At 69.5% G+C, this 25,756-nt stretch carries 26 protein-coding genes; 13 read left to right on the top strand and 13 right to left on the bottom strand.

What is annotated here, in order from left to right:
- Positions 1–4 precede the first annotated feature (4 nt).
- Together ftsY and G8346_RS12000 are read right to left on the bottom strand one after the other, a co-directional pair.
- On the bottom strand, positions 5–994 hold the full coding sequence (ftsY, locus tag G8346_RS12005) for a signal recognition particle-docking protein FtsY (RefSeq protein WP_166051528.1): 990 nt from the start codon (positions 992–994) through the stop codon (positions 5–7).
- A 112-nt stretch (positions 995–1,106) separates the two neighbouring features.
- Positions 1,107–3,569 carry a hypothetical protein gene (locus tag G8346_RS12000; RefSeq protein ID WP_166051526.1) on the bottom strand — a complete coding sequence of 821 codons (2,463 nt, stop codon included), beginning with the start codon at positions 3,567–3,569 and terminating at the stop codon, positions 1,107–1,109.
- A gap of 151 nt (positions 3,570–3,720) precedes the next feature.
- On the opposite strand from G8346_RS12000, the gene rsmD reads away from it, so the two are divergent.
- Genes rsmD through G8346_RS11975 form a run of 5 tightly spaced genes read left to right on the top strand, consistent with a single transcriptional unit; the run spans position 3,721 to position 8,947 of the window.
- On the top strand, positions 3,721–4,338 hold the full coding sequence (gene rsmD / locus G8346_RS11995; protein ID WP_166051524.1) for a 16S rRNA (guanine(966)-N(2))-methyltransferase RsmD: 618 nt from the start codon (positions 3,721–3,723) through the stop codon (positions 4,336–4,338).
- The gene (coaD, locus tag G8346_RS11990; protein WP_166051522.1) at positions 4,335–4,829 is read left to right on the top strand and encodes a pantetheine-phosphate adenylyltransferase; all 495 of its coding nucleotides are present in this window, start codon (positions 4,335–4,337) and stop codon (positions 4,827–4,829) included. The genes rsmD and coaD overlap by 4 nt, the downstream gene beginning before the upstream one ends.
- Positions 4,829–6,520 carry a gamma-glutamyltransferase gene (gene ggt / locus G8346_RS11985; protein WP_166051520.1) on the top strand — a complete coding sequence of 564 codons (1,692 nt, stop codon included), beginning with the start codon at positions 4,829–4,831 and terminating at the stop codon, positions 6,518–6,520. The genes coaD and ggt overlap by 1 nt, the downstream gene beginning before the upstream one ends.
- Entirely contained in the window at positions 6,508–7,116 is a 609-nt protein-coding gene (locus G8346_RS11980) for a hypothetical protein (RefSeq protein ID WP_206202711.1), read from the top strand. The genes ggt and G8346_RS11980 overlap by 13 nt, the downstream gene beginning before the upstream one ends.
- Positions 7,117–7,165: 49 nt before the next feature.
- Entirely contained in the window at positions 7,166–8,947 is a 1,782-nt protein-coding gene (locus tag G8346_RS11975) for a metallophosphoesterase (RefSeq protein WP_166051519.1), read from the top strand.
- Here G8346_RS11975 and G8346_RS11970 read toward each other — a convergent pair.
- The gene (locus tag G8346_RS11970) at positions 8,913–10,616 is read right to left on the bottom strand and encodes an ATP translocase (RefSeq protein WP_166051517.1); all 1,704 of its coding nucleotides are present in this window, start codon (positions 10,614–10,616) and stop codon (positions 8,913–8,915) included. The two genes, G8346_RS11975 and G8346_RS11970, sit on opposite strands and share 35 nt — an antisense overlap.
- 10 nt (positions 10,617–10,626) lie before the next feature.
- Positions 10,627–11,445, bottom strand: a complete 819-nt coding sequence (gene mutM / locus G8346_RS11965; protein ID WP_166051515.1) for a bifunctional DNA-formamidopyrimidine glycosylase/DNA-(apurinic or apyrimidinic site) lyase — start codon at positions 11,443–11,445, stop codon at positions 10,627–10,629.
- A gap of 97 nt (positions 11,446–11,542) precedes the next feature.
- Here mutM and G8346_RS11960 point away from each other — a divergent pair, with 97 nt between their 5' ends.
- On the top strand, positions 11,543–12,736 hold the full coding sequence (locus G8346_RS11960) for an acyl-CoA desaturase (RefSeq protein WP_166051513.1): 1,194 nt from the start codon (positions 11,543–11,545) through the stop codon (positions 12,734–12,736).
- Between the two features lie 95 nt (positions 12,737–12,831).
- On the opposite strand, the gene rpmG is transcribed toward G8346_RS11960, so the two are convergent.
- The 3 genes from rpmG to radC form a co-directional block, all read right to left on the bottom strand.
- A complete protein-coding gene (rpmG, locus tag G8346_RS11955) occupies positions 12,832–12,987 on the bottom strand; it encodes a 50S ribosomal protein L33 (protein WP_165347807.1) in 156 nt (51 codons plus the stop codon).
- A gap of 11 nt (positions 12,988–12,998) precedes the next feature.
- On the bottom strand, positions 12,999–13,235 hold the full coding sequence (gene rpmB, locus G8346_RS11950) for a 50S ribosomal protein L28 (protein ID WP_166051511.1): 237 nt from the start codon (positions 13,233–13,235) through the stop codon (positions 12,999–13,001).
- A 110-nt stretch (positions 13,236–13,345) separates the two neighbouring features.
- Positions 13,346–14,020, bottom strand: a complete 675-nt coding sequence (gene radC, locus G8346_RS11945; RefSeq protein WP_166051935.1) for a DNA repair protein RadC — start codon at positions 14,018–14,020, stop codon at positions 13,346–13,348.
- 89 nt (positions 14,021–14,109) lie between these two features.
- On the opposite strand from radC, the gene coaBC reads away from it, so the two are divergent.
- Both coaBC and dut read left to right on the top strand, forming a co-directional pair.
- Positions 14,110–15,330, top strand: a complete 1,221-nt coding sequence (coaBC, locus tag G8346_RS11940; protein ID WP_166051509.1) for a bifunctional phosphopantothenoylcysteine decarboxylase/phosphopantothenate--cysteine ligase CoaBC — start codon at positions 14,110–14,112, stop codon at positions 15,328–15,330.
- Complete coding sequence (gene dut, locus G8346_RS11935) at positions 15,302–15,757, top strand: dUTP diphosphatase (protein ID WP_166051507.1); 456 nt, start codon at positions 15,302–15,304, stop codon at positions 15,755–15,757. The genes coaBC and dut overlap by 29 nt, the downstream gene beginning before the upstream one ends.
- Positions 15,758–15,781: 24 nt before the next feature.
- On the opposite strand, the gene G8346_RS11930 is transcribed toward dut, so the two are convergent.
- Together G8346_RS11930 and pyrE are read right to left on the bottom strand one after the other, a co-directional pair.
- The gene (locus G8346_RS11930) at positions 15,782–16,342 is read right to left on the bottom strand and encodes a DUF4124 domain-containing protein (protein ID WP_166051505.1); all 561 of its coding nucleotides are present in this window, start codon (positions 16,340–16,342) and stop codon (positions 15,782–15,784) included.
- Between the two features lie 57 nt (positions 16,343–16,399).
- A complete protein-coding gene (pyrE, locus tag G8346_RS11925) occupies positions 16,400–17,047 on the bottom strand; it encodes an orotate phosphoribosyltransferase (protein ID WP_166051503.1) in 648 nt (215 codons plus the stop codon).
- A gap of 91 nt (positions 17,048–17,138) precedes the next feature.
- Here pyrE and G8346_RS11920 point away from each other — a divergent pair, with 91 nt between their 5' ends.
- The 5 genes from G8346_RS11920 to G8346_RS11900 all read left to right on the top strand — a co-directional run bounded on the left by G8346_RS11920 (position 17,139) and on the right by G8346_RS11900 (position 21,776).
- Positions 17,139–17,927: an exodeoxyribonuclease III gene (locus G8346_RS11920; protein ID WP_166051501.1), complete on the top strand. Its 789-nt coding sequence runs from the start codon at positions 17,139–17,141 to the stop codon at positions 17,925–17,927.
- Positions 17,924–19,276 (top strand): MFS transporter, encoded by a 1,353-nt coding sequence (locus G8346_RS11915; RefSeq protein ID WP_206202709.1) that lies wholly within the window; start codon positions 17,924–17,926, stop codon positions 19,274–19,276. The genes G8346_RS11920 and G8346_RS11915 overlap by 4 nt, the downstream gene beginning before the upstream one ends.
- A gap of 66 nt (positions 19,277–19,342) precedes the next feature.
- Entirely contained in the window at positions 19,343–19,975 is a 633-nt protein-coding gene (locus G8346_RS11910) for a hypothetical protein (RefSeq protein ID WP_166051499.1), read from the top strand.
- Positions 19,972–20,319 (top strand): transcriptional regulator, encoded by a 348-nt coding sequence (locus G8346_RS11905; protein WP_206202708.1) that lies wholly within the window; start codon positions 19,972–19,974, stop codon positions 20,317–20,319. The genes G8346_RS11910 and G8346_RS11905 overlap by 4 nt, the downstream gene beginning before the upstream one ends.
- Entirely contained in the window at positions 20,316–21,776 is a 1,461-nt protein-coding gene (locus G8346_RS11900) for a serine hydrolase (RefSeq protein WP_166051497.1), read from the top strand. The genes G8346_RS11905 and G8346_RS11900 overlap by 4 nt, the downstream gene beginning before the upstream one ends.
- Before the next feature lie 36 nt (positions 21,777–21,812).
- Here the strand turns inward: G8346_RS11900 and G8346_RS11895 are convergent, their stop codons facing one another.
- The 4 genes from G8346_RS11895 to G8346_RS11880 are packed head-to-tail and all read right to left on the bottom strand — an operon-like array spanning position 21,813 to position 25,534.
- Positions 21,813–22,937, bottom strand: a complete 1,125-nt coding sequence (locus G8346_RS11895; RefSeq protein WP_166051495.1) for a methyl-accepting chemotaxis protein — start codon at positions 22,935–22,937, stop codon at positions 21,813–21,815.
- A gap of 36 nt (positions 22,938–22,973) precedes the next feature.
- The gene (locus G8346_RS11890; protein WP_166051493.1) at positions 22,974–24,071 is read right to left on the bottom strand and encodes a chemotaxis response regulator protein-glutamate methylesterase; all 1,098 of its coding nucleotides are present in this window, start codon (positions 24,069–24,071) and stop codon (positions 22,974–22,976) included.
- Positions 24,072–24,080: 9 nt separating this feature from the next.
- On the bottom strand, positions 24,081–24,710 hold the full coding sequence (cheD, locus tag G8346_RS11885; protein WP_166051491.1) for a chemoreceptor glutamine deamidase CheD: 630 nt from the start codon (positions 24,708–24,710) through the stop codon (positions 24,081–24,083).
- Entirely contained in the window at positions 24,707–25,534 is an 828-nt protein-coding gene (locus G8346_RS11880; RefSeq protein ID WP_370520621.1) for a CheR family methyltransferase, read from the bottom strand. Before G8346_RS11880 ends, cheD begins: the two co-directional genes overlap by 4 nt.
- Positions 25,535–25,756: the final 222 nt, after the last annotated feature.

Raw genomic sequence — 25,756 nt, 5'->3', positions numbered from 1 at the left:
GGCCTCACCGTGGGGCGCGTTCGCCGGGTGCGCCAAGCAGGGCGTCGACGAAGGGGCCCGCCTCGAAGGGGGCGAGGTCCTCGATCGCTTCGCCGATGCCGATGAAGCGCACCGGCAGCTGCAGTTCGCGCGCCACCGCCAGGACCACGCCGCCCTTCGCGGTACCGTCCAGCTTGGTGATGGCGACACCGGTCAGGCCGATGGCCTCGTTGAAACGACGTGCCTGCAGCAGCGCGTTCTGGCCGCTGCCGCCGTCCAGCACCAGCAGCACCTCGTGTGGCGCCGCGGGATCGAGACGCGTGAGCACGCGCTTCACCTTGCGCAGCTCGTCCATGAGGTTTTCCTGGGTGTGCAGGCGCCCCGCGGTGTCGGCCAGCAGCACGTCCACGCCGCGCGCCCGCGCCGCCTCGAAGGCGTCGTAGGCGACCGCTGCCGGGTCGGCGCCGGTGCCCTGGGCGATTACCGGCACGTTGTTGCGCTGGCCCCAGGCCTGCAGTTGCTCCACCGCCGCGGCGCGGAAAGTGTCCCCGGCGGCGAGCATCACCGAGAGCCCGTCGCTTTTCAGCCGATGCGCGATCTTGCCGATGGTGGTGGTCTTGCCCGAGCCGTTCACGCCCACCACCAGGATCACGAAAGGCCGCACGTCGTCGGGAATGCGCAGCGGCTGCTCGCAGGGCCCGAGGATGCCCAGCATGCTGTCGCGGATGGTGGCCAGCACCGCGCGGCTGTCGCCGAGCTCGTCGCGCCAGAGTTTTCTCTCCAGACCGTCGACGATCTGCTGGGTGGCGTCCACGCCGACGTCGCCGGTGAGCAGGCGCGTCTCCATCTCCTCGATGAATTCCTCGCCGACCTTGCCGCCCGGCAGGAGATGGGCGAGATCGTAGGTCAGCCAGCTGTCGCCCTTGTTGAGGCGCTCGCGCAGGCGGCGGAAGAAGCCCTTGCGCTTTTCGCCGGCGCCGGGCTCGGTTGCGGGGGTGGGGGGAGGTGAAGACATGGGCGGTGCGAAAGGCGGTTGCGGACGAGGCCCTATGCTACCGCTTCGCTCGCGCCCCCGGAAAGAAAACGGGCGGCCCGAGGGCCGCCCGTCATGAGAAGGCTGCAGCCGGTTATTCGACCGGCGCCGGCTCGTTGGTCCGCACGCGGTCGGGCGCGTCGCAGTCCGTGGCGAAATCGCCGTACACGCTGGCCGCGAGCGGGCTCTGGCTGCCGCCGAAGAGCAGCGTCTGGCCGTTCGCGGGCAGCGGCACCAGCGGGTTGCCGGCGATGAACACCAGCTGCTGGGCCTGCATCTCGCCGGTCACGGTCTGCGACTCGGGCGTGGTGCCCGGGTCGAGCTGGGAGCCGTGCGAGGCGCCGTTGGTGAAGCAGACGCGCGCCTTCAGCCCGGCCAGATCGATGACCGGGGTCGGCGAGAAGGCGTAGTCCTCGAGGCCGGCCCGCTCCATCTCGGCGGCGAGGCGGTTGGAGGCGCTGTTCGGCACCACCAGGTCGCCATCCACCTGGATGAAGTGGATGGCGGCAGCGCCGGCGGCGTCGGCCGCGTGGCTGATCGGGTCGCCCGCATCCACCAGCGACTGCAGGTCGCGGATGAAGTTGTTGTACAGGCTGGTGTTGGGCACCAGGCCGTTGCCGATCAGCCCCGCCTCGATACGCGGGCCGAAGGAGAAGCTGTCCAGCAGCAGGTCGGAGATCACGCCGCCCGCGACGCCCAGGGTCGCGGTGACCGCGGTGTCGTCCATGGCGAGGTAGTTGGTGCCGGAAATGCCGCCCAGCGACTGGCCGATGAAGTGCACGCGGCTGCCGTCGAGGTCGGGCAACTCGTCGCCGTCGAGGTCGATGGTCGGGATGGTGCGCGTCAGCGCCACCAGGTCGGCGGCCGCCTGGCGCAGGTTGTCGCGGCTCACCAGCCCGTTGGACAGGTTGATGAAGTGCGCGCCGCTGGCGTCGACGACGCCGTCCGGACCGGCCGCGCCCGTGGTGTTGTTGAGCAGGTCGAGATCGAAAGTGCGCTCCGGCACGCCGGGGACCCGCAGCAGCGCCGTCGGGTTGTTGGCCAGGATGTCGGCCAGTTCTTCCGGCGTGATGGTCTCGAAATCGATCTCCGGCGCGGCCACGCCGTGCAGCGGCTGGTCGATGGCGATTACGACGTAGCCGGCGTTGTTGAGCGGCTCGGTGAGGGCCAGCGCATCAAATCGGTTGCGCGTGATGCCGTGATAGAAGATCACCACCGGCCAGCCGGTCTCCGGCTTCACGGCCGTGCCGCCATTCAGTGCCGCGTAGGCGGTATTGTCGTTGGGCACCGTGATCAGCACCGGAACGGGCTGGTCGGCGCGCTTCAGCGGCACCGGGTTGTACTTGTTGAGCACCCGGCTGGTCTCGTCGAGCGGGCTCTCGGAGGCTGCGATCCACGGCAGGTTCAGCGGCGCCGTGGGTGCCTCGGCCGAAGGCGGCGACAGGTAGTAAGGCACCACGACGGCGCCGGCGTACACGTCGCCCTCGCCGGGGATGGCCGTGCCGTCGACGCCCTGCAGGCCGAGCAGCAGGGTGGTCGTTACCGGCGTGCCCGGGGGCAGGGTGATCTCGGCGGAGATCGGCACCGGCACCGGTGTTACGGCGCGCTCGACCTGGCTCGGGCCGGCGGTCGCCATGTCGGCCACCGTGTCACGCACCGTGGTCGTGTCCTGGGTGGTGAAGCTGGCAGTGACGACGACGTTGGCCGGGTCGATCTGCACCACTTCGCCCACGGCGAGGTGCGCGGCGATGAAGATGCCGAGCAGCTGTTCAGTGGTCAGGCCGGGCGGCAGGCCCACTTCCGGGTCCGGCAACTGGATGGCGCCGGAGAGGAAGCCGGCGCGGATGGCCGCGTAAGTGGCGTCGGGCTGGGCCGGGTTGCCGGCGGTGTCGGTGATGCCGTCCGTCAGGAACAGCAGGTAGCCGTTTTCGGTGCCCGGCGTGAACAGGTTGCCGCGGTTGGAGTTCAGGGGGCGCAGCGGCTTCAGCTGGATGGTCTGGCCGCCGGCGTCGATGTCCGGCGCGACGCCGACCTCGTAGTCCACGCCCTGGACCAGGAACGGGCTCTGTCCGCCCCAGGCCACGCCGATCGAGGCGCAGGCTTCCGGCGGCGCGGCGCCGAGCTTGCACAGGGTGGCGTCGGACAGGCCGACGACGCCCTTGGTGGCCGGGTCGATCGCCACCTCGATGAGGAACACGGTGCCCGGCGCCAGGCTCTCCGGGTCAACCGCGCGCGTGAAGTTGGCGCTGATGCGAGCGTTGATGGAGAAGCCGTCGAGCTGGTTGACCAGCGGCGCCAGCGGCTGCAGCGGCTGCGCCGGCAGGTTTAGCGTGCCGTCGGTATCCGGCGCCGCGACGAAGCCGAGGATGTCGTTCGGGTACGGCATGATGGCTTTCAGCGGGTCGAACTGGGCGCGGAAAGTCGCGTCGGCCGTCGGCACCTGCGGCACGCCGGTATTCGGCTCGCCAATTTTGCCGGAAACGCTTTCCGAGTCCTTGATGCACCCGGACAACGCCAGCGCCACGGCGACCAGCGTCACCGAATAGAGGCTTCTCATTGTTCTGACTCCTCCCAACAGGGGTGATCTTTATCGAATCTTATGGTCGGGGACGCGCGCGCCGCGGCTCGGACATCCGGCTGTCTGCCGCGCACGTCCCAGCAAGCCTACGCCGGTTGTCGGAGTCGTTTCAAGGCCTTAACTTTGCTGCATGGCCAAATCCGCAGATCGTCGACACAAGCGTGCTCCGGGTGGCCGGCCCGGGCAGTTTCGCATCATCGGCGGCGAGTGGCGCAGCCGGCGCCTGGCCGTGCCGGCGCTGGAGGATGTGCGCCCGACCCCGGATCGTGTGCGGGAGACCGTGTTCAACTGGCTGGCGCCGGTAATCGCCGGGGCGCGCTGCCTCGACCTCTACGCAGGCAGCGGCGCGCTGGGCCTCGAGGCGCTGTCGCGCGGCGCCGGGGAAGTGATCTTCGTCGACCAGGCCCCCGCTGCCTTGCGCCAGCTTGCCGCCAACCTGGAGTTGCTGCGCTGCGATCGCGGCCGCACCGTGCGCATGGATGCGGCGGGCTATCTCGAGGGACCCGCGACGCGCTTCGATGTCGTGTTTCTCGACCCGCCTTACCGGCGCGGCATGCTGGCCCCCGCCCTCGCGCGGCTGGTGGCACGCGGCTGGGTGGGAGCGGCGAGTGTTGTCTACCTGGAGCACGAGGCCGGAGCCGCGCCCCCGGCGCTGCCGCCTGGCTGGGTGCTGGCGCGCAGCGCCGCGGCGGGCCAGGTGCGTTACCATCTGGCGCGTTTCGAGCCGCACACGGCAGGAGAGACATGAGCACCTCGGCGCTGTATCCCGGTACCTTCGATCCCATCACCAACGGCCACCAGGACCTGATCCGGCGCGCCGCCTCGATTTTCGAGCGCGTGGTGGTGGCCATCGCCGCCAACCCGTCCAAGGCGCCGCTGTTCAGCCTGGAAGAGCGCGTGGCGCTGGCGCGCGCGGTGCTTTCGGACATCCCCAACGTCGAGGTGCGCGGCTACAGCGGCCTGACGGTGAAGTTCGCCGAGGAGCACGGGCTGGACGTCATGGTGCGCGGCCTGCGCGCGGTGTCGGACTTCGAGTTCGAATTCCAGCTCGCCACCATGAGCCGCCAGATCGCCGGCCACGTCGAGACCGTCTTCCTCACCCCGACCGAGCAGTTCAGCTTCATCTCCTCGAGCATGGTGCGCGAGATCGCGCTGCTCGGCGGGGACGTGTCGCGCTTCGTGCACCCCGTGGTGGAGGCGGCGCTGTGCCGGCGCCGCGACGCTGCGGGAGGGAAGTGATGAGCCGCGCGCTTGGCCGACGATGCCTCCACGCCTGGCTGGCGCTGGCGCTGCTGACGTGCGTCAGCAGCGTCGCGGCGGAACCGGCGCCGCCCCCCGGCCAGGCGGCGATCGCCAGTGCGCACCCGCTGGCGACGCGCGCCGGCTTGGAAGTGCTCAAGGCCGGCGGTAATGCCTTCGATGCGGCCGTCGCCGTGAGCGCGGCGCTGGGCGTGGTCGAGCCGTTCTCTTCCGGCCTGGGCGGCGGCGGGTTCTGGCTGCTGCACTTTGCCGCGGACGGTCGCCAGGTGGTGGTGGACGCGCGCGAGACCGCGCCCGGCGCGGCGCATGCCGCGATGTACCTCGACGCCGAGGGCGAGCCGGTCAAAGGGCTGTCGCTCAACGGGCCGCTGGCGGCCGGGATCCCGGGCACGCCGGCCGCGCTGGTGCACATCAGCGAGCGCTACGGGCGCCTCCCCTTCGAGCAGGCGCTGGCTCCGGCCATCCGCCAGGCGCGCGAGGGCTTCCCGCTGTATCGCCGCATGCACCTCGGCCTCACCTTCAAGGCCGAGCAATTGCGGCGCTGGCCGGGTGTCGAGGCGTACCTGCCGGAAGGCAAGGTGCCGGAGCCGGGCACGCTCATCCGCCTGCCGGGGCTGGCCGAGGTGATGGAGCGTCTCGCGGCGGAGGGTGCGGCCGGTTTCTACCAGGGCGAGATTGCGGCGCGCATGGTCGAGGCCGTACGGGCACACGGCGGGATCTGGTCGCTCGAGGACCTGCAGGGCTATCGCGTGGTGGAACGCGAACCGCTGGTGGCGGAGTATCCCGGCGGCCTGCGCCTGGTCGTGCCGCCGCCGCCGTCGGCCGGGGGCGTGGCCATGATCCAGGCCTTCAACATGCTGCAGTCGGGGCCGGCGCAAGAACTGGCGGAGGTGGACCGGAAGCACCTGGTGATCGAGGTGCTGCGGCGCGCTTTCCGCGACCGCGCCTGGCTCGGCGACCCGGACTTCGTCGACATGCCGCTGCAGACGCTGCTGCACCCGGCTTACGCGGACGGGCTGCGCGCCACGCTGCGGCTGGATCGCGCCACGCCCAGCGCGACTTTCGCGCCGCTGCACAGCGAGGACGGCGGGGAGCACACCACGCATTTCTCCATCATCGACGCCGAGGGCAACCGGGTGGCGGTGACGCAGACCATCAACGGCTGGTTCGGCAGCAGCTTCGCGGTGCCCGGGCTCGACCTGCTGCTGAACAACGAGATGGACGATTTCGCGGTGAAGCCGGGCGCACCCAACCTCTACCAGCTGGTGGGGGCCGGGGCGAACAACATCCAGCCGGGCAAGCGCATGCTCTCGAGCATGACGCCGACCTTCATCGAGTCGCCGCGCGGGGTCGCGGTGTTGGGCACGCCGGGCGGCAGCCGCATCATCAGCATGGTGCTGCTGGCCTCGCTGGCATGGGTGGACGGCGCCGACGCCGCGGGCATGGTCGCGCTGCCGCGTTATCACCACCAGTACCTGCCCGACCGGGTGCTGTACGAGGAAGGCGCATTGAGCGCCGCGGAGCTGGTCGAGCTCGAGCGGCGCGGCCACGTGCTGCAGCAGAGCCGGCGCCTGTACGGCAACATGAACGTGGTCACCTGGGACCTCGGCGAGCGACGCATGCAGGCGGCGACTGACCCGCGTGCGGAGGTGGAGACATGGACTTACTGAACCGTGGCGTGCTGTTCCTGTGTCTCGGCCTTGGCGCTGCGGCGCTGCCGGCGAGCTCCGAGATGTATCCGCCCGATGCTTTCATGGCGCGCATTGCGAGCCATTGCGGCCAGGCTTTCGCCGGGCGCATCGTGGCCAACGAGCCGCCGCAGCCGGACGATCCTTTCGCCGGCAAGGCGCTGGTGATGCACGTGCGCGAATGCACGCCCGGGGAGCTGAAGATTCCCTTCCATGTCGGCGACGACCACAGCCGCACCTGGGTGCTGACCCGCACGCCGGAGGGGCTGCGCCTGAAGCACGACCACCGCCACGAGGACGGCAGCGAGGACGCCGTCACCCAGTACGGCGGCGACAGCACCGGGCCGGGCACGCCATGGCGCCAGGAGTTTCCCGTGGACCAGCACTCCGTCGCCATGTTCCAGCGCGAGGGCCTGGCGGCCTCGCTGCAGAACACCTGGGCGATGGAGATCGCGCCGGGCGAACGTTTCGTCTACGAGCTGTCCCGGCCTTCGGGGCGGCTGTTCCGGGTGGAGTTCGACCTCGCGGCGCCGGTGGCTCTCCCGCCCACGCCGTGGGGCCATCCGGAGCTAGAGTGACCGTTGAGGAGCGCGCGCCGGGCATGGCGCCTGCGCGGAGGATGAACGCATGCGCCTGATTGCGACGAGACTCTTTTTTCTTCTCCTCCTCGCGTGGTTGCTGGCCGCGCCGCCAGGCTATGCGGCCGAGCCATGGCGCATCGCGGGCGTCGAGCGGGTGGTCGCCATCGGCGATGTGCATGGCGCCTACGACGAGCTGCATGGCCTGCTGCGGGACATCGGCCTGATCGATGCCGAGGATCGCTGGAGCGGCGGCGCCACGCACCTGGTGTCGGTCGGCGACCTGCTGAACCGCGGCGACCACGGGCGCCAGGTGATGGACCTCATGATGCGCCTGCAGCAGGAAGCCGCCGCGGCCGGCGGCGCCGTGCACGTGCTGGCCGGCAACCACGAGGCGATGAACCTGGTCGGCGACCTGCGCTATGTCAGCGCGGGCGACTATGCCCAGTACGGCGCCGAGGCGCGCGCGGGCTTTCCCGCAGGCTTCTTCGAACGCCGTGCCGCGCTCGCGCCCGACGGCGCTTACGGGCGCTGGCTGCTGACGTTGCCATTCGCACTGGTGATCAACGACACGCTGTTCGTGCACGGCGGGCTGTCGTCCCGCGCCGAGGGCTTGTCGCTGGCGGAGATCAACCGCGCCGCCGCGGGCGACCTGCGCACCGTGACGGATGGATGGCATGCGCTGCTCGCCGCCGGCGTCATGGCGGACGAGGACGACTTCGGCGACCTGCGCGACTGGGCGCGGGACACGGCAGAGGGCGCGGCGGCAGCAGCGCAGGCAGGCAAGGCGCGCGCGATCGCGGACGCGCTCGACGGGCTGCCGTTCCACCCCGACGGGGTACTCTGGTACCGCGGCAACGCCCGCTGCCATGCCTGGGCCGAGGCGCCGGCGCTGCGTGACATCCTGGCCGCGCTCGGTGCGGCGCGGGTGGTGATCGGGCACACGCCGACCGCCGAGCGGCGGCTCACCAGTCGCCTCGACGGCCTGGTCTACCGCGTCGACACCGGCATGAATCGCGCCGCTTATCAAGGCAACCCGGCTGCGCTGGTGTTCGAGGACGACGCGATATTCGCCTGGTATCCCGGTGCGGGCGCGGTCGCCGTGGCGGCCGAGCCGGTGCGCCAGTGGGACCGGCCCTACGGCATGACGGACGCCGAGATCGAGGACTTCCTGCGCAGCGCCGAGATCACCCGCGTGGAGGAGCTGGGCGAAGGCGTGACCCGGCCGCGCCGCCTCACCCTGGAGCAGGACGGCAAGGTCATGCAGGGCGTGTTCAAGAGCATGGACACCGACCCCGGCCTGGAGAGCAAGCGCCGCTGGTCGCGCGCGGACGATCGTGCCGACCGCCACGTCTACGACATCGCGGCCTACAAGCTCGACCGCATCCTGGGACTCGGGATGGTGCCGGTGGCCGTGGCCAGGACGCTGGAGGGCGAAGCCGGCACGCTGCAGTACTGGCTGCCGGACAGCTTTCACGAGGGCAAGCGACAGCGTGACGGCATCCCCCTCGACACGCCCTGCAGCATCGCCGCGCAGTTCAACCTCATGAACGTATTCGACCTGCTGATCTTCAACGTCGACCGCAATCTCGGCAACGTGCTGTACGACGCCCGCCACCAGGTCTGGCTGATCGACCACAGCCGTGCCTTCGGCACGGAGCGTGGCATTCCCGACATGCTGGAAGACGCACGCGTCGAGATCACGCCCGAGCTTGCTGCCATGCTGGCGCGCGTCACGGAGGAACGGCTCGAGCCGCTCCGCCCCTGGCTCAACCGGCGCCAGGTGCAGGCGCTGGTCAGCCGGGCACAGGCTCTGCAGCAGCTTCCATGAAGCGGGGCACGGGGTCGGCGCCGTAGCTGATGGCGAAGGCCGACTCCACGCTCAGGCCCTCGAAGTCGGTGGCCGACACTTTCACCTCCAGCGTCCCGCTCTCCCCGGGCGGCGGCCGGATGGTGAAACTGTGGTTGAAGGCGTCGAAGCGGACCCAGCCGGGCAGCGGAGCGCCGTCGCCGCAGCAGGCCTGGAAGCGCAGCGCATCGCCCGGGTCCGGATCGAGGAAGGCGTGCTCGGGCACGGTGAACACCAGCATCTGCCCGGCCGGCACGTAGACGTCCGGCAGCCGCGCATTCACCACCGGCGGCAGGTTGGCGAGGTTCTGCCGGATCTCGCTGCGGTGGTGGCGGCCGATGCCTATGCCGAGGGTCACCAGCACCACGGCCAGGCCGAGGTTGATGGCGATGATCCAGCTGATGTCGAACAGCAGTACCTGGGCGGTGAGGAAGATCATCGCCGCGTAGACCAGGTCGCCGAAGCGCGCGAAGAAGGTGTCGATGGTGGTCTTGCCGACGTACTTCTCGTCGCGCGTCACCGGCAGGTACAGGGCATGATTGGTGGTGTTCTGCACCGAGTAATTGGTGGCGCTCTCCGCGATCATCATCACGCGCACCAGTGCGAACACCGGCACCAGCAGCATCAGGCCGTAGCTCGTCACCATCACCAGCGGCAGCACCAGGATCGCGCCGCGCACGCCGAACCAGCGGAAGATGCGTGACACCAGGAACAGCTGCAGGCCGATCTGCAGCGCGGTGATCCAGGCGAAATAGCTGCCATAGAAGCGCGCCAGCACCTCGCCGCTGGTGACGGCCCCGCCGCTGGCGATGACGGTCGCGTCCGCATGCGCGGTGACGAAGGTGGCGAGGATGTAGGTACCGGTGGAGTTGACCCAGTTGAGCAGCAGCACGAACACCGCAATGCGCAGCAGGTAGCGGCTGCGCGCCACGATCTGGAAGCCCGCCAGCACCTTCGAGATGCCGTTGAGTTCCTCCGGGGCCGCGTCGCGCGAATCGATGCTGCGTGAGCCCTCGGGCACTACCTGCTCGGCCTTGCGGCTGATGACCAGCGTGACCGCCAGGATGCCGGCAGCCAGCAGCATGAGGCGCGGCGCGCCGAGGACGGCGAACAGCCGGCCCGCGACCTGGCTGCCGAGCCAGGCGCCCACCGCGGCGCCGACCATGATCAGCGCGAACAGCCGCTGGCCGGTCTTGACGTTGAACAGGTCCGCCGCAAAGGCCCAGAACTGCGCCACGACCATGACGCTGAACACGCCGAGCCAGATGTAGAACGGCACCGCCACGGGGATCTCGAGCCAGATCATGGCGGCGAAGATCACCAGGTTGACGACGAAGAAGGCGCCGACCCAGCGCAGCACGGCCGATTTCCCGCCGCTGTTCTTCAGGTAATAGAACAGCATCTTGTACAGCGGGATGATGAAGATCAGCACCAGCGCCACGGCCCCGGTGGCGTAGGCGCGAATCTCCGGCGAGCCCTCCGCGAGGATGAGCGCTTCGCGCAGCGGTCGCAGCAGGTAATAGCTCAGCATGAGCAGGAAGATCTGCGCCAGCATGAGGAAGATGCCGCGACCCTCGCCAGGCCGCACCGAGGTCAGCGCCGACAGCAGTCTCTCGAACGGTGTCAGGCGGGAGAAGCTGAACAGGCTCATTGCGGGCGGCTCACCTTTGGCATGCGGGGCAGTAGTAAGTCGTGCGTTGTCCCTGGACGATGGCCCTGATGATGCCATGACAGCGCTGGCAGGGCTGGCCGGCGCGATCATAGGCGGCGAGCTCGATGCGGAAGTAGCCGCTCTGCCCGTCGCCCCAGGCGAAGTCGCGCAGCGTGGTGCCGCCTTGGCGGATCGCGTCCTCCAGCACCTCGCGGATGGAGGCCACCAGCGCGGCGATGCGCGGCGCGCCGATGCGTCCTGCGGCGCGCGCCGGGTGGATGCCGGCGCGGAACAGCGCTTCGCTGGCGTAGATGTTGCCCACGCCGACGACGATGCGGCCGTTCATGATGTGCTGCTTGATGCTGGTGCGTCGCCCGCGGCAGGCAGCGCGCAGATACCCCGCGGTGAAGTCCGGGCCCAGTGGTTCGGGCCCGAGCTCGCGCAGCAGCGGATGCCGCAGCGGGTCGCCGCGCACCCAGTCCACCGAGCCGAAACGACGCGGATCGCGGAAACGCAGCACGCGCCCGTTCTCCAGCGCGATGTCGAGGTGATCGTGGACGCCGGCCGGTTCCGGCTGCTGCAGCACGCGCAGGCTGCCGCTCATGCCGAGATGCAGCATGAGCGTGCGGTCGCCCTCGGCCTCGAACAGCAGGTACTTGGCGCGGCGCCGTGCCGCCACGATGCGCCGTCCCGGGAGTTCGCGCGCCATGCTGCGCGGCACCGGCCAGCGCAGCACGGGTTGGCGCAGGTCCACGGCGCTGACCCGCACGCCCTCGATCCACGGCGCCACGCCGCGGCGCGTGGTTTCGACCTCCGGCAGCTCAGGCATGCGGCGTGTCCGCGAACGCGGGAGCGCGCGACATGACTTCCCGGTACCGACCCTCTATAGTCGAGAGAACGATTCTCAATACGGTGCGCTCCCTGTGATGGATTTCATTCTCGCTCATTTCAACGGCCTGCTCGGCCTGTCCGCCTGGGGCTACGTGCTTGCCTCCTTGCTCATGGTGCAGGTCACGGTCTTCGCCGTCACGCTGTACCTGCACCGGGACGCAGCGCACCGCGCCGTCGACCTGCATCCGGCCATCCGGCATTTCAGCCGCCTGTGGCTGTGGCTCACCACCGGCATCAGCACGCGCGAATGGGTCGCGATCCACCGCAAGCACCATGCGCGCTGTGAAACCCCCGACGACCCGCACAGTCCCCAGGTCGAGGGGCTGCGCAAGGTGCTCCTCGAAGGGGCGGAACTGTACCGCGCCGAGGCGCAGAATGCCGAGACCCTGGAGAAGTATGGTCGCGGCACGCCGGACGACTGGCTGGAGCGCAACGTCTATTCCGGCCACACCTACCTCGGCATCGGCCTGATGGTCGTCGCCTTCCTGCTGCTGTTCGGCGTGCCGGGCATCATCATGATCGCCGTGCAGCTGGTCTCCCAGCCCCTGCTCGCGGCGGGGATCATCAATGGGGTGGGCCACTACGCCGGCTACCGCAACTTCGAGTGCGCCGATGCGTCTCGCAACGTCACCCCCTGGGCGCTGTTGCTCGGCGGCGAGGAACTGCACAACAACCACCATGCCTATCCTTCCTCCGCACGCTTCTCGATCCGCCCGTGGGAGGTCGACATCGGCTGGGGCGTGCTGCGGCTGCTGCAGTTCTTCCGCCTGGCGCGGGTGCGGCGTACCGCGCCCCGGCCGGCACGCGCTGCTGCGGCCCCGCAGGCTGAGCTCGAAACCCTGCGCGCCGTGGTCGTGGCGCGCATGCACGTGATGCGCGACTACAGCCGGCACGTCACCCTGCCGACTCTGCGCCTGGAACTGGCCGCGCTACGCGCCCGCCTGCCGGAGCGCGGCGGGCATCTGCGGCGTTTGCTGGTGCGCGAGACGGCGCTGCTGGACGCTGCGGCGCGACGGCGGCTGGAAGAAGTGCTGGCGAACAGCCAGGCGCTGGCCACGGTGCACGAGTTCCGCGAGCGCCTGAAGTCCATCTGGAGCGGCAAGGCTGCGAGCAACGAGGCCCTGCTGGCGCAGTTTCGCGAGTGGTGCGCCCAGGCCGAGCAGAGCGGCGTCCGCGCCCTGCAGGAATTCGCCGCGTCCCTGCGCGGCTACCAGCTGCGCGCGGCCTGAACCTGCTGCGCGCCGCGCCTGGCGGCAACAGCCGGTAACGAAAAAGCCCGCCGAAAGGCGGGCTTTTTCATGCGTCGCTGCAAGCGCGGCAAGCCTTACTTGATCTTGGCTTCCTTGTACGCCACGTGCTTGCGCACGCGGGGGTCATATTTCATGACCTCCATCTTCTCCGGGTGCAGGCGCTTGTTCTTGGTGGTGGTGTAGAAGTGGCCGGTGCCGGCGCTCGATACGAGCCTGATCTTGTCGCGCATCGTATTGCTCCTCAGACCTTTTCGCCGCGGGCGCGCAGCTCCGACAGGACGCTGTCGATGCCCTTGCGGTCGATGATGCGCAGCCCCTGCTGGGAGACGCGCAGCTTGACCCAGCGCCGCTCGCTCTCCACCCAGATGCGATGGGTGTGGAGGTTCGGCAGGAAGCGCCGGCGCGTCCTGTTGTTCGCGTGGGACACGTTGTTCCCGGTGATCGGCCCCTTGCCGGTGACCTGGCAGACTCGCGACATGACTGTTATTCCTCGAAAAAACCGGTGACCCGGTCGCTGGAGAGTCGGGCATTATGCCGCCCCGCCTGCCGTGGTGCAAGACCGCGGGCCGCCGCGCGGGGCTCTCCCGCCTACAGCAGGCCGCGCTCGGCGAAGGATACGCAGGTCGCGTCGCCCACGACCAGGTGGTCCAGCACCCGGATGTCCACCAGCCCCAGGGCGCTCTTCAGCCGGCGGGTGATGACCTCGTCGGCCTGGCTCGGCTCGGCCACGCCGGAGGGGTGGTTGTGGGCCAGGATGAGGGCGGCGGCGTTTTGCGCCAGGGCGTGCTTGACGACTTCCCGCGGATGGACGCTGGCGCCGTCGATGGTGCCGCGGAACAGCTCTTCGAAGGCGATCACGCGGTTGCGGTTGTCGAGGTACAGGCAGCAGAACACCTCGTGCGGCAGGTCGCGCAGCCGCGCCCGCAGGAAGGTGCGGACGGCGTCGGGCGAGCCCAGGGCGGGACCGCGCCGCACGGTCTCCTCGAGGTGGCGCCGCGCCAGCTCCAGGCCGGCCTGCAGCTGGGCGTACTTCACCGGCCCGAGGCCGGGCAGGGCGCAGAAGCGGGGGAGATCCGCGGTGAGCAGGCCGCGCAGGCCGCCGAATCCCACCAGCAGCTCCCGCGCCAGGTCCACGGCGCTGCGACCGCGGGCGCCCGTGCGCAGGAAAATGGCCAGCAATTCGGCGTCGGACAGTCGTGAAGGCCCGGCGGCGAGCAGTTTTTCGCGCGGCCGCTCGCTCTTCGGCCAGTCCCGGATGGGCAGGTGTGGCATGGCGTGCAGGTGTCCCGAGGTTGCCAATTCGTGGGTCACTCAGGTTAAGCTGCCGCACGCATCCGGGGCATGGAGCCTTTATGGGCAGTCTGGCTGGAAAACAGGTGCTTCTCGGCGTCACCGGCGGCATCGCCGCGTACAAGGCGCCCGACCTGGTGCGGCGCCTGCGCGAGCAGGGCGCCGAGGTGCGCGTGGTCATGACCCCGGCGGCGGCCAGGTTCGTCACGCCGCTCACTTTCCAGGCGGTCTCCGGCAACCCGGTGCGCGACAGCCTGTGGGACGAGGCGGCCGAAGCCGCCATGGGCCACATCGAGCTGGCGCGCTGGGCCGACCTGGTGCTGGTGGCGCCGGCCACGGCGGATTTCCTCGCCCGGCTCGCGGCGGGCATGGCCGACGACCTGCTCACCACCTTGTGCCTGGCGACCGAGGCGCCGCTGTGGGTGGCGCCGGCCATGAACCGGCAGATGTGGGCCAACCCCGCCACGCAGGACAATATCGTGCGCCTGCAGGCCCGGGGCCTGCGCGTGCTGGGCCCGGCCGAGGGCGCCCAGGCCTGCGGCGAGACCGGGGCGGGGCGCATGCTCGAGCCGGTCGAGATCGTGGCCGCGCTGCAGGGGGCGCCGACTCCGGCCGAGGGTGCGATGGCAGGCCGCAAGGTCATGGTCACGGCCGGGCCGACGCGCGAGGCGCTCGATCCCGTGCGCTACCTCACCAACCGCAGCTCGGGAAAGATGGGTTACGCGGTGGCGCGGGCGGCGCTCGAGGCCGGCGCCGAGGTGGTGCTGGTGAGTGGGCCGGTGGATCTCCCGTCGCCGCCCGGGGCGCGGGTGATCCGGGTCGAAACCGCGGCGCAGATGCGTGCGGCCGTACAGGGCGAGCTGGCCGGGACGGACGTGTTCGTCGCCGCGGCTGCGGTGGCGGACTATCGCCCGGCGCAGGTCGCCGCGAGCAAGATCAAGAAGCAGGCGGACGAGATGCAGCTCGAGCTGCTGCGCAATCCGGACATCCTCGCCGAGGTGGCGGCGGCGGCGCCGCGGCCCTTCGTGGTCGGCTTCGCCGCCGAGACCAACGACGTCGAGGCCAACGCGCGCAAGAAACTGGAGGGCAAGCGCCTGGACATGATCGCCGCCAACCGCGTCGGCGCCGATTGCGGCTTCGATCGCGAGGACAACGCGCTGCGCGTGCTGTGGCCGGGCGGCGGCGAGGACCTGGGCAGCGGCGCCAAGGCCGGGCTGGCGCGGCGCCTGGTGGAGATTATTGCGGAGAGGATGCGTGCAGGTCATCAAGCTGAAAATTCTTGACCCGCGCCTGGGGCGCGACTTCCCGCTGCCGGACTACGCCACTGCCGGCTCCGCGGGGCTGGACCTGCGCGCCTGCGTGGACGGGCCGCTGGAGCTGGCGCCGGGCCAGGCCGAACTGGTGCCGACGGGCATGGCCATGCACCTGGACGACCCCGGCCTGGCGGCGGTGCTGCTGCCGCGCTCCGGGCTCGGGCACAAGCACGGCATCGTGCTGGGCAACCTGGTCGGGCTGATCGACTCGGACTACCAGGGCCAGGTGTACGTGTCGGCATGGAACCGGGGCACCGCCCCGTTCACCATCCAGCCCGGCGAACGCCTCGCCCAGATGGTGATCGTCCCGGTGGTGCGGGCGCGTTTCGAGGTGGTGGACGATTTCGACGCCAGTGCCCGGGGCGCCGGGGGCTTCGGTCACTCCGGCAGGCACTAGGCGGCGCGCGCCGCCCGGCCCGGGTTACTGTGGCGGCGCCGGTTGGGCCGGTTCCGGCAGCCCCTTCAGTTCGCGGAAGCGCCGGATATCCGCGTCGAAATCACCGCGGATGCGCTCGATCTCCCGACTGCGCCGCCCGATCTCGGCCTCGTACTCGCCGATGCGCTGGGTCACGGTGGCGAGCTCGTTCATGGCGTTCGGGTTGCCCTCGAGCTCCTGCCGGCGCGTTTTCAGTCCTTCGAGGCGATCCCGCGCCACGTCGTTCTGCGCATCGAGGTAGCCGGTGCGCCGATCGCGCACTTCCTCGATCTCCCCCACGCTGCCGTAGGTGGCGAGCAGCGCGCGGTCGCGGTCGCTCTGCACCGGTTCCGCCGGCCGCGCCTCGTTCACCGCGGTGCGCACGCCGCGCTCGTCCACGACGTCGTGGCGTTCCTTGGAATACTCGGGCGGGATGGCGTCGCCGAAATGCACCACGCCGTTCTCGTCGACCCAGCGGTAGATCTTGCCGGAGCTGGCAACAGCATCCGCCATGGGAAAGACGGCGAGCGCCAGCGCGGCCAGCAAGCCAAGGTGTCTCATGCTCATGCGCCTCATAGTGCCTCCGGGTGCCTCCCCCCTCAACATCTTCCTGGGTTTCCGCCTTCAGCCGACCCCGTAGCGCTCGCGGTAGTCCCGCAGCGCCGCCAGGCTCTCGGCATCGGTGTCGGACCGCGCCGCCATGTCCGCCAGCAGGTCCGCGAGGGTGATGATGCTGGCTACCGGCAGGCCCATGTCCTGTTCGACCTCCTGCACTGCGGAGCGTTCCCCGCGCCCGCGTTCCTGGCGGTCCAGCGCCAGCACCACGCCGCAGGGCTCCGCCCCGGCGCCGCGGATGATGCTGATGGATTCGCGGATGGCGGTGCCGGCGGTGATGACGTCGTCGATCACCAGCACCCGCCCCGCCAGCGGCGCGCCGACCAGGTTGCCGCCCTCGCCGTGGTCCTTGGCCTCCTTGCGGTTGAAGCACCAGGGCATGTCGCGCCCGTGGCGCTCGGCCAGCGCCGTGGCGGCCGCCGTGGCCAGCGGGATGCCCTTGTAGGCCGGCCCGAACAGCACGTCGAACTCGATGCCGGAGGCGACGATGGCGTCCGCGTAGCAGGCGCCCAGCTCGCCCAGCGCCGCACCCGTGTTGAACAGGCCGGCATTGAAGAAGTAAGGGCTCTGGCGCCCCGACTTCAGCGTGAAGCTGCCGAATTTCAGGGCCCCGCGGGCCATGGCGAGCTCGATGAAGGCGTGCTTGTAATCCTGCATGTAGCTATCCGCAAAGGCTGTCGTGGGCCGCGCTGCGGCCGATCCTGCGTCGGCAGGTATCATACACCGCAGGCCCGAGTCCTCCTGTGACATGCGTATCATCAGCCTCAACGCCAACGGCATCCGTTCCGCCGCCCGCAAGGGCTTCTTCGAGTGGCTCGCCGGCCAGCAGGCCGACGTCGTCTGCCTGCAGGAGACCCGGGCCCAGGAGCACCAGATCAGCGACGGGCTGTTCCGGCCCGCGGGCTATCACTGCTACTACCTCGATGCCGAGCGCAAGGGCTACAGCGGCGTGGCGCTTTACTGCCGGCAGGAGCCGATCCGCGTCATCGCGGGCTTCGGCTCGGCCGAGTTCGACCCCGAGGCGCGCTACATCGAGGCGGTGTTCCCCGGGCTCTCGGTGGCGTCCCTGTACATGCCGTCGGGCTCCTCCGGCGAAGTGCGCCAGGAGGCCAAGTTCCGCTTCCTCGACGAGTTCGAGGATTTCCTGCGCCGGGTGAAGCGCCGCCCACGCGAGTACGTCATCTGCGGGGACTGGAACATCGCCCACAAGCAGATCGACATCAAGAACTGGCGCGGCAACCTGAAGAACTCCGGCTTCCTGCCCGAGGAGCGGGCCTGGATGGACATGCTGTTCGACCGGCTCAAGTTCGTCGACGCCTTCCGCGTCGTCGATCCCCGGCCCGACCGCTACACCTGGTGGTCCAACCGCGGCCGGGCGCGCGAGAAGAACGTGGGCTGGCGTATCGACTACCAGGTGGTCACGCCCGGGCTCGGCGAGAGAGTCAGGGCTGCCGACATCTACACCGGCGAACGCTTCTCCGATCATGCGCCGCTGATCCTCGACTACGACTTCGAGCCCGGGAGCGCCGGCGGGTGAGCAGCCGCCTCGGCGCCTGGCTCGAGGCGGTGCGCATCTACCGGCATCCGCGGGTGCTGGCCATGCTGTTCCTCGGCTTTTCCGCCGGGCTGCCGTTCCCGATGGTCTTCTCCACGCTCTCCGCGTGGCTGCGGGACTTCGGTGTCGAGCGGGCCACCATCGGCTTCTTCGCCTGGATCGGGATCACGTACTCGGTGAAGGTGCTGTGGGCGCCGGTGGTGGACCGGGTGGCCCTGCCCGGGCTGACACGGCTCCTCGGCCAGCGGCGCTCCTGGATGCTGCTCGCGCAGGTCGGCGTGGTGGCGGGGCTGTACATGCTCTCGCGCCTGGATCCGGCATTGCAGATCGGCAGCGTGGTGGTTTTCGCGCTTCTGGTCGCCTTCTCCTCGGCGACGCAGGACATCACGGTCGACGCCTGGCGTATCGAGGCCGTGGAGCAGTCCCGCCAGGGGGCCATGGCGGCGGCCTACAACTTCGGCTACCGCTTCGCGGTGCTCGCCGGCGGCGCGGGCGCGCTTTACCTGGCCGATTTCTACAACTGGCACGTGGCCTACGCCGCCATGGCCGGCCTCATGCTGGTGGGCGTCGTCACCACCCTGTCCGTGGGCGAGCCGGAACGCCGCATCGACCCCATCACCGCGGAAATGGAAGGCGAGATCGCGCGTTATCTCTCCGCGCACGCGGGCCTGTGGGACCCGCTGCGGCGGATGGCAGCCTGGATCGGCGCCGCCGTGGTGTCGCCCTTCGCCGAGTTCTTCCGCCGTAACGGCCGCTTCGCGCTGGTGCTGCTGGGCCTGGTGCTGTGCTTCAACATCTCCGACCGCGTGCTCGGCATCATGGCCAATCCCTTCTATCTCGACCTCGGCTTCACCAAGTCCGAGATCGCCAGTGTCACCAAGGTCTTCGGCTTCATGATGACCATCGTCGGCGCCGCTGCCGGCGGCGTGCTGGTGGCGCGCTGGGGCACGCTGCAGACCATGCTGCTGGCGGCGGTGATGCTGGCCGTGACCAACCTGATGTTCATGTTCCTTGCCCTGTCGGGGCCGGACCTGCGGATCCTGGTGTTCACCATCAGCGGCGACAACCTGAGCATGGGCCTGGCCGGCGTGGCCTTCATCGCCTGGCTGTCCAGCCTCACCAACCCGGCTTATACCGCCACCCAGTACGCCTTGTTCAGCTCGCTGATGTCGCTCGTGGGGAAGGCCATCAGCGGCTGGTCCGGCGTGTTCGTAGACGCCTTTGGCTACCCGCTGTTCTTCATCTACGCCGCGGCCACGGGGATTCCGGCCATCGTGCTGGTGCTGGTGGTGATGCGGCGCCAGCGCCGGGCTGTCGACAGGAGCGGCTGACAAGAGGGGGTTGACGACATAAGGTTTGCGCTGCAAACTAGTTTGCATCCATAGGGAGGCAGGCAGATGCACGTGAACCTCGACGACCTCGACCGACTGGCTGCGCGCGCACAGCGCTACGCAAGATATTCACGCAGCGCCGGCGGGCTCAGCTCCGTGATCGGCGGCATCCTGCTCTTTGCCAGTTTCCTGGCCAATGCCTATGTCGAGCTCGGCCCGGCGGACCGGATCGTCCTGGCGCTGGCGCCGGCGCTCTGGCTGCTCGCCAAGGAACTGCTGCGGGTCGGCTACTACCAGCGCGACGGCCGGGCCCTGCAGGCACCGACCGCCAAGGAACAGCGCGAGCATCGCTGGATGGTGATTTATCTCGCGGTGGTCGCCGCGTTCGTTCTCGGGGTGCTCGGCTACACCGCGCTCGAGGTGGGCAAGATGCCGGGTCCGGACATGCTCGGTTATGCCCTCATCGTCACCGCACTGCCGCTGGTGGCCTGGCGCTGGTTCTGGTCGGTGAGCGACTTCCTGGTCGGTGTGCTCCTGATGTGCCAGTCCGCGGTGGTGATCGGCGGCGGTAACTACCCGGCCACCTGGCTCATCTACGTCGGCGCCTGCGCGGCCATCGCCGCGTTCTACGGGCTGCGCGAACACCGCGAGTATCTTGCGCTGCGCGCGGAATTCGCGGCCCAGGAGGCGCGCGAGTGAAAGACAGTACGCGCGACGCCATCGATGGCGTGCTCGGCATCGACCGCCTGGTCCACGAGCCCGCGCGCCTCGCGATTCTCACGGTGCTGAGCCAGGCCGAGCACGCGGAGTTCAGCTTCTTGGAAATGGCCTGCCGGCTGAGCAAGGGCAACCTTTCGAGTCACCTCAGCAAGCTGGAGGCCGGCGGCCTGGTACTCATCGAAAAGCGCTTCGTCGGCAAGCGCCCACAGACGCGGGCGGCCATCACGCCGGCCGGACAGGCGGCGCTGGCGCGCTATCGCGAGCAGCTGAAGGCGCTGATCGGTGAAGTGCGAGACAACAGGAATGGAGGAGAGCAGAGATGAAAACGATTGTGCAGCGGATGGTGGTGGTGTTGACGATATGCGTTCTGGCGGGACATGCCGCCGGCGCGCTGGCCGAGACCGATACGGCGTCTGATGCGCCGGTGCTGGAGGCCGGGCGCGCGCTGACCCAGCAATGGATGTCCGGCGAGATTGCCGGGCTGTGGGAGCGCTTCGGGTCCCAGATGCAGGCGGTGGTGGGCAGTCGCGAGGGCCTGGCCCAGACCGGCGCCGGCATCCTGGCGCAGCTCGGCGAGGAGAACGCAGTGCTGTCCGAGCAGGTCACACGGCAGCAGGGCATCGCGGTGTATCGCCGCGTGAGCCGGTGGAGCGGGTCGCCGAACCCCATCGCCGTCACCTGGGCCCTGGGGCCGGATGGTCTCATCGAGGGTTTCAGCGTCCGGCCGGCGCCGGCGGAAAATCTCGGCGCCGCCGTGGCTGCCGGCGAGACGCCGGACGGGCGCCTGCCCGCCGATGACGTGGTGGCGCAGTATCTGGAGGAATTCGTCGAGCAGCGGCAGGTTGCGCCAGGCGTGGTGGTGGGCCTGCTCGACAGCGAGGGCGCCCGCTTCGTGGCGCATGGCGATGCCGGCGACGGCCGCGCGCCGGACCCCGACACGGTGTTCGAGGCCGGCTCCGTGACCAAGGGACTGACGGGGCTGCTGCTGGCGCAGATGGTCGATGCAGGGGACGTGCGGCTGGACCAGCCCGTCGGCGAGTTGCTGCCGGCGGATCTGGGTGTCGATCCCGCAGTCGCGGCCATTACCCTCGAAGAGCTCGCCACGCATCGCTCGGGCCTGCCCCGGCTGGCGAGCGGGCCCGAGATGCAGGCTCGCATGACCAGCGCCGACCCCTATGCGGGCAGCACGCCGGAGGAGATCTTCGCCGACGTGGCGCGGGTGGACGCGGCGCAGGTCGCTGCCGGTCGCGGCAGCTATGCCTATTCCAACTTCGGCAGCGCCCTGCTCGGGCAGCTCCTGGCGCGGGCGGGCGAGGCGTCGTACGCGGACTTGCTGGCAGAGCGCGTGTTCGCTCCGCTGGGGCTGGCGGCGCCCGCGCTGGCGCCCGATGCGGTGGATGGCCGCCGTGCACAGGGCCACCAGGCGGGCCAGCCTGTCCCGCCGTGGACGCTGGATGCCTACGCCCCGGCAGGCGGCTGGCAGACCTCGGCGCGGGACGCACTGGCGCTGGCGCAGCGCCTGGTGTCCGGAGAGCCGGCCTGGGTGACTGCCGCACTGGAGCCGCGCACGGAGGACGGTGGCGGGCTGGCATGGCATCAGGTCACCATCGCGGACCGGACGGTGACCTGGCACAACGGCGGGACCGCCGGCAGCAGCAGCTTTCTCGCCATCGTCCCGGACGAGGACCTCGCGCTCGTCGTCCTGGTCAATGCCGGGGGAGGCGTGGCCGACGGGCTGGCGCGGGCGCTGCTTGCGCACGGCCGAACCCCGCCGCAATGAGGCGCCGGGCCACGTACGGCCCGGCGACGACAGTATCTAGAACAGTTCGACGCTGCCTGCCTGCATGCTGGTCTGGGAGACCGGGCCGTGCGGGCGCGGCGCCGGCGCAGCCGGAGCGGGGACCGGGGCGGCCCTGGTTGCGGCGTGTTCCATCGGGGCTGGCCTGGCCGTCGGCGCATGGATCTCGCCACGCAGCGCTTCCAGATGCTCGATGCTCTCCACCGCGACCCCCAGCGACTGGGCGGATATATCCTCGAACTGTAGCGAGCGGACGGCATCCGCCACCGCGGCACCGAGCTCGTCGCCGATCGGGCCCAGCTCTCCGATAGCAGACCGGAGCTGGGCCTTCACGGCCTCGGCCTGGGCGATCATGTGCGTGATGCGTTCCTTTTCATGCAGCGTCTCGCTCATGTCGCGCGCCGCCATCTGGTTGACCTTTTGCTGCACGCGCGCCACGGCCTCACTGGTCTCGGTGACGCGTCCGCGGATCTGCTCGTTGAACTCGGCGGAACGGATGGAGAGCTTGCGCACTTCGTCGGCGACGACCGCGAATCCGCGGCCCGCTTCACCGGCGCGCGCGGCCTCGATGCTGGCGTTGAGCGCCAGCAGGTTGGTCTGCTCCGCCAGGCTGCGCGCGTCTTCCAGCAGCTTGAAGATGCCCTGCAGGTGACCGAGCATCTTCTCGGTCTCGTTCGCCATGTGCACGCTCTGCTGGCTGGACTGGATCAGTGCGTCCACGAAACGTTCCAGCGCGTCGCTGGGCTGTTCTTCGCGCGCGTGGCCCTCGTCCCGCGAGGCTTCCTGGAAGCCCTTTTGCAGCACCGCGGACTGGGCCTGGCTCAGGCCGTGCATCTTGTTGAAGCTGCGCGACAACTGGTTCACCGCGTCGGCGATCAGCCGCTTCACGCGGTCGATCTGGGTGTGGATGCGAGGCAGTTCCTCGGCCAGGGCGGCGTCGACCACCTTCGCGACCTGCGCTTCCTGCCGCACGGCATTCCGCCGCGAAGCGATATCCGCAGCGGCCGCTGCGGCGAGCGCGAGCACCGCGGCGACCGCCACGCTGGCCTGGAGCCATGCGCCCGCAGCGAGTGCGAGACCGAGCAGCACCAGCGCAGCGACGGCGCCGATGGCGATGTAGATTCGGGTCGGGATGCTATGCATGTCTGGTGTCCAGGTGGTCGCGTCCGTGTGTGCTTGTTATCGGCCGGTACCGGCCGCCGCTTTAGCACGCGCAGTGCCGCGGGTCGCCGGCGCGGCGAGCAGTGCCGCAGCCACCTTGGCCAGGGGCAGCACTTCATCCGCTGCACCGAGTTTCACCGCCTCGCCGGGCATGCCCCAGACTACGCAGGTGGCCTCGTCCTGGGCGACGGTGTGGGCGCCGGCCTCGTGCAATTCCAGCAGGCCCTGCGCGCCGTCGGCGCCCATACCGGTAAGGATCGCCGCGGTGGCGCGCGGCCCGGCGGAATGCGCGATGGAGCGGAACAGCACGTCGACGCTGGGCTTGTGGCGGTTCACCGGCGGCCCGTCGCTGAGGCGGCACACGTAGCGGCCGCCGGAGCGCTCCACTAACAAGTGCTTGTCCCCGGGTGCGACGAAGGCATGTCCCTGGATGACCGCGTCGCCGTCCTCGGCTTCCTTCACGCGCAGCCGCGTCATCTTGTCCATGCGCTCGGCGAAGGCCCGGCTGAAGCCCGGCGGAATGTGCTGCGTGATGACGATGCCAGGAGCGTCGGGCGGCATGCCGAGCAGGACTTCCTTGATGGCCTCGGTGCCGCCGGTGGAGGCGCCGATGGCGATCAGGCTGTCGGTGGTGGCGAGGTGCTTGTGCGGGCGGCGCGGCAGCACGGCATCGGCACTGAGCTTCTGCTGCGGGACCGGTCCACGGATGCGCGCGTGCGCGGCCGCCTTCACCTTGGCGCACAGCTCCTCGCCCAGCGCCTGCAGCTGGTTGCCGAGGTCGCCCTTGGGCTTGGTGATGAAGTCCACCACGCCGAGCGACAGGGCCTCGAGCGTGACATCCGCACCGCGCTCGGTCAGTGAAGAGACCATGATCACGGGCATCGGCCGCAGGCGCATCAGGTTGCGCAGGAAGGTCAGCCCGTCCATGCGCGGCATCTCCACGTCCAGCGTGATGACGTCCGGCTCCAGCTCCTTGATCTTCTCGCGTGCGATATAGGGGTCCGGGGCCGCGCCGACGACCTCGATGGCGGGGTCGTGCTGCAGCATCAGGGTGAGGATCTTGCGGACCAGGGCCGAGTCGTCGACCACCAACACCTTGATAGGCTTGCCGCTCATGTGCGCACCTCAAAAAAGCTCCACGCTGCCCTGGTCGGGCATATGGTCGATTTCATCCAGGTATCTCTTCTCGCGCTGTGCGATGGTGTCGTTGCGCAGCACCTGGAGTCGCTTCACTTTTACGCGACCTGACTCGGGCATATAGACGACCTTGCGCGGGAAGTCGCCGCCAAGGTCCTCACCGGCCGCCTTGAGCCCCTCGGTGCGCAGGAACTCGCGCACGAACTCGGCGTTGCGCTTGCCGATGTCCGACATCTGCGCCAGCACCCGACCGCCGCCGACCAGCTTGATCTCGAGTCGGCGGCGGTCGGCGCCCAGCTTGAACAGCTCGTTGAGCAGGCACTCCATGGCATAGGTGCCGTAGCGCGCCGCCTGGGAGAGGCATTGCGACCAACGACTGTCGGGGTGCCCATGCGGCAGCATGAAATGGTTCATGCCGCCGATGGCGAGCCTGGGATCGCGAATGCAGGCCGAGACGCAGGAGCCGAGCACCGTGACGATGATCTCGCCGCGGGTGGAAACATAGAACTCGCCCGGCAGGATCTTCACCGCCATGGACCCGTGGTCGCGGTCGAAGTACAGGTTGGGCACCAGCTTGCTGCCCAGCGGCGGCGTCGTGACTGCCGGGGTCGGCTTCATTTGGCCCCCGTCAGGGTGTAAACGGTTTTACCGCGGGCGCGGAACAGGTCGGCGGCGTGCGAGAAACTCTCGGCGTGGCCGGCGAACAGCAGGCCCTCGGGCCGCAACAGCGGCACGAAACGCTCCAGCACCCGCCGTTGCGTGGGCTTGTCGAAATAGATCATGACATTGCGACAGAAGATCGCGTCCACCGGCGGGCGCACCGACCACTCTTCGGCGAGCAGGTTCAGCGGCCGGAAGGTGACGAGCTCCATCAGTTCGGGCCGGACCTTCACCAGCCCCTCGCGGGCGCCTTTCCCACGCAGGAAAAAGCGCTTCACGTCCTGTTCCGGGATGCCGCTGATACGCGAGGTGCTGTACACGCCTTCTTCTGCGTGCATCAGGACGTTGGTATCGACGTCGGTGGCGACGATCTTCACCGGCGGCGTGAAAGTGCCGAACGCGTCGACCATGGTCATGGCGATCGACCAGGCTTCCTCGCCGGTGGAGCAGGCCGCCGACCAGATCACCACCTCGCGCCCGCGGCAGTGCTGTTGCACGTGCTCTGCCAGCAGCGGGAAGTGGTGCGACTCACGGAAAAACGCCGTGAGGTTGGTCGTCAGTGAATTGACGAAGTTCTGCCACTCGACGCGATCGCTCTCGAGCCGGGAGAGGTACTGGTCGAAGCGGGTCAGGCGCGTCGCGCGCAGGCGTCGTGCCACGCGGCTGTAGACCATGTGGCGCTTGCCGGGATGCAGCGCGATGCCCGCGTGCTTGTGAATCAGCCGCCGGACTTCATCGAAGTCACGGTCGCTGAAATCGAACTCTTTTTCGACTGCGCTCACGCGAGGTGCATCCTCGGGTTGGATCGGGTACGGGCCCACAGTCCGTATCGGCTGCGAAGCTGGTTTCTGTAGGCCGGAAAAAGAAAACCCCCGGCAGTTGCCTGCCGGAGGTTTGAAGAGGCTCGAGGGGGGGAGAGGAGGTTGAGCCTCAGGAGAGGACTAGAACTCGGCCCACTCTTCGCCGGCCTCGGCGAGGGCGGCGGGCTTGGGGGCCTTGCGCGC

It is taken from the genome of Thioalkalivibrio sp. XN279 (assembly GCF_011089885.1).
Classification (GTDB): domain Bacteria; phylum Pseudomonadota; class Gammaproteobacteria; order Steroidobacterales; family XN24; genus XN24.
Note: the sequence above shows the minus strand (reverse complement) of the source record. Positions and strands in the feature narration are given on the sequence as shown.

Excerpts from the sequence above, each read along its gene's own strand:
- pyrE (WP_166051503.1), bottom strand. The coding sequence starts at position 17,047 with ATGCAGGATTACAAGCACGCCTTCATCGAGCTCGCCATGGCCCGCGGG.
- G8346_RS11890 (WP_166051493.1), bottom strand. The coding sequence starts at position 24,071 with ATGAGCGGCAAGCCTATCAAGGTGTTGGTGGTCGACGACTCGGCCCTG.
- mutM (WP_166051515.1), bottom strand. The coding sequence starts at position 11,445 with ATGCCTGAGCTGCCGGAGGTCGAAACCACGCGCCGCGGCGTGGCGCCG.
- G8346_RS11900 (WP_166051497.1), top strand. The coding sequence starts at position 20,316 with ATGAAAACGATTGTGCAGCGGATGGTGGTGGTGTTGACGATATGCGTT.
- G8346_RS11895 (WP_166051495.1), bottom strand. The coding sequence starts at position 22,937 with ATGCATAGCATCCCGACCCGAATCTACATCGCCATCGGCGCCGTCGCT.
- ftsY (WP_166051528.1), bottom strand. The coding sequence starts at position 994 with ATGTCTTCACCTCCCCCCACCCCCGCAACCGAGCCCGGCGCCGGCGAA.
- ggt (WP_166051520.1), top strand. The coding sequence starts at position 4,829 with ATGAGCCGCGCGCTTGGCCGACGATGCCTCCACGCCTGGCTGGCGCTG.
- rpmG (WP_165347807.1), bottom strand. The coding sequence starts at position 12,987 with ATGCGCGACAAGATCAGGCTCGTATCGAGCGCCGGCACCGGCCACTTC.
- G8346_RS11930 (WP_166051505.1), bottom strand. The coding sequence starts at position 16,342 with ATGAGCATGAGACACCTTGGCTTGCTGGCCGCGCTGGCGCTCGCCGTC.
- rsmD (WP_166051524.1), top strand. The coding sequence starts at position 3,721 with ATGGCCAAATCCGCAGATCGTCGACACAAGCGTGCTCCGGGTGGCCGG.
- G8346_RS11920 (WP_166051501.1), top strand. The coding sequence starts at position 17,139 with ATGCGTATCATCAGCCTCAACGCCAACGGCATCCGTTCCGCCGCCCGC.
- rpmB (WP_166051511.1), bottom strand. The coding sequence starts at position 13,235 with ATGTCGCGAGTCTGCCAGGTCACCGGCAAGGGGCCGATCACCGGGAAC.
- G8346_RS11960 (WP_166051513.1), top strand. The coding sequence starts at position 11,543 with ATGGATTTCATTCTCGCTCATTTCAACGGCCTGCTCGGCCTGTCCGCC.
- coaD (WP_166051522.1), top strand. The coding sequence starts at position 4,335 with ATGAGCACCTCGGCGCTGTATCCCGGTACCTTCGATCCCATCACCAAC.
- G8346_RS11975 (WP_166051519.1), top strand. The coding sequence starts at position 7,166 with ATGCGCCTGATTGCGACGAGACTCTTTTTTCTTCTCCTCCTCGCGTGG.
- G8346_RS11970 (WP_166051517.1), bottom strand. The coding sequence starts at position 10,616 with ATGAGCCTGTTCAGCTTCTCCCGCCTGACACCGTTCGAGAGACTGCTG.
- cheD (WP_166051491.1), bottom strand. The coding sequence starts at position 24,710 with ATGAAGCCGACCCCGGCAGTCACGACGCCGCCGCTGGGCAGCAAGCTG.
- G8346_RS11980 (WP_206202711.1), top strand. The coding sequence starts at position 6,508 with ATGGACTTACTGAACCGTGGCGTGCTGTTCCTGTGTCTCGGCCTTGGC.
- G8346_RS11910 (WP_166051499.1), top strand. The coding sequence starts at position 19,343 with ATGCACGTGAACCTCGACGACCTCGACCGACTGGCTGCGCGCGCACAG.
- coaBC (WP_166051509.1), top strand. The coding sequence starts at position 14,110 with ATGGGCAGTCTGGCTGGAAAACAGGTGCTTCTCGGCGTCACCGGCGGC.
- G8346_RS12000 (WP_166051526.1), bottom strand. The coding sequence starts at position 3,569 with ATGAGAAGCCTCTATTCGGTGACGCTGGTCGCCGTGGCGCTGGCGTTG.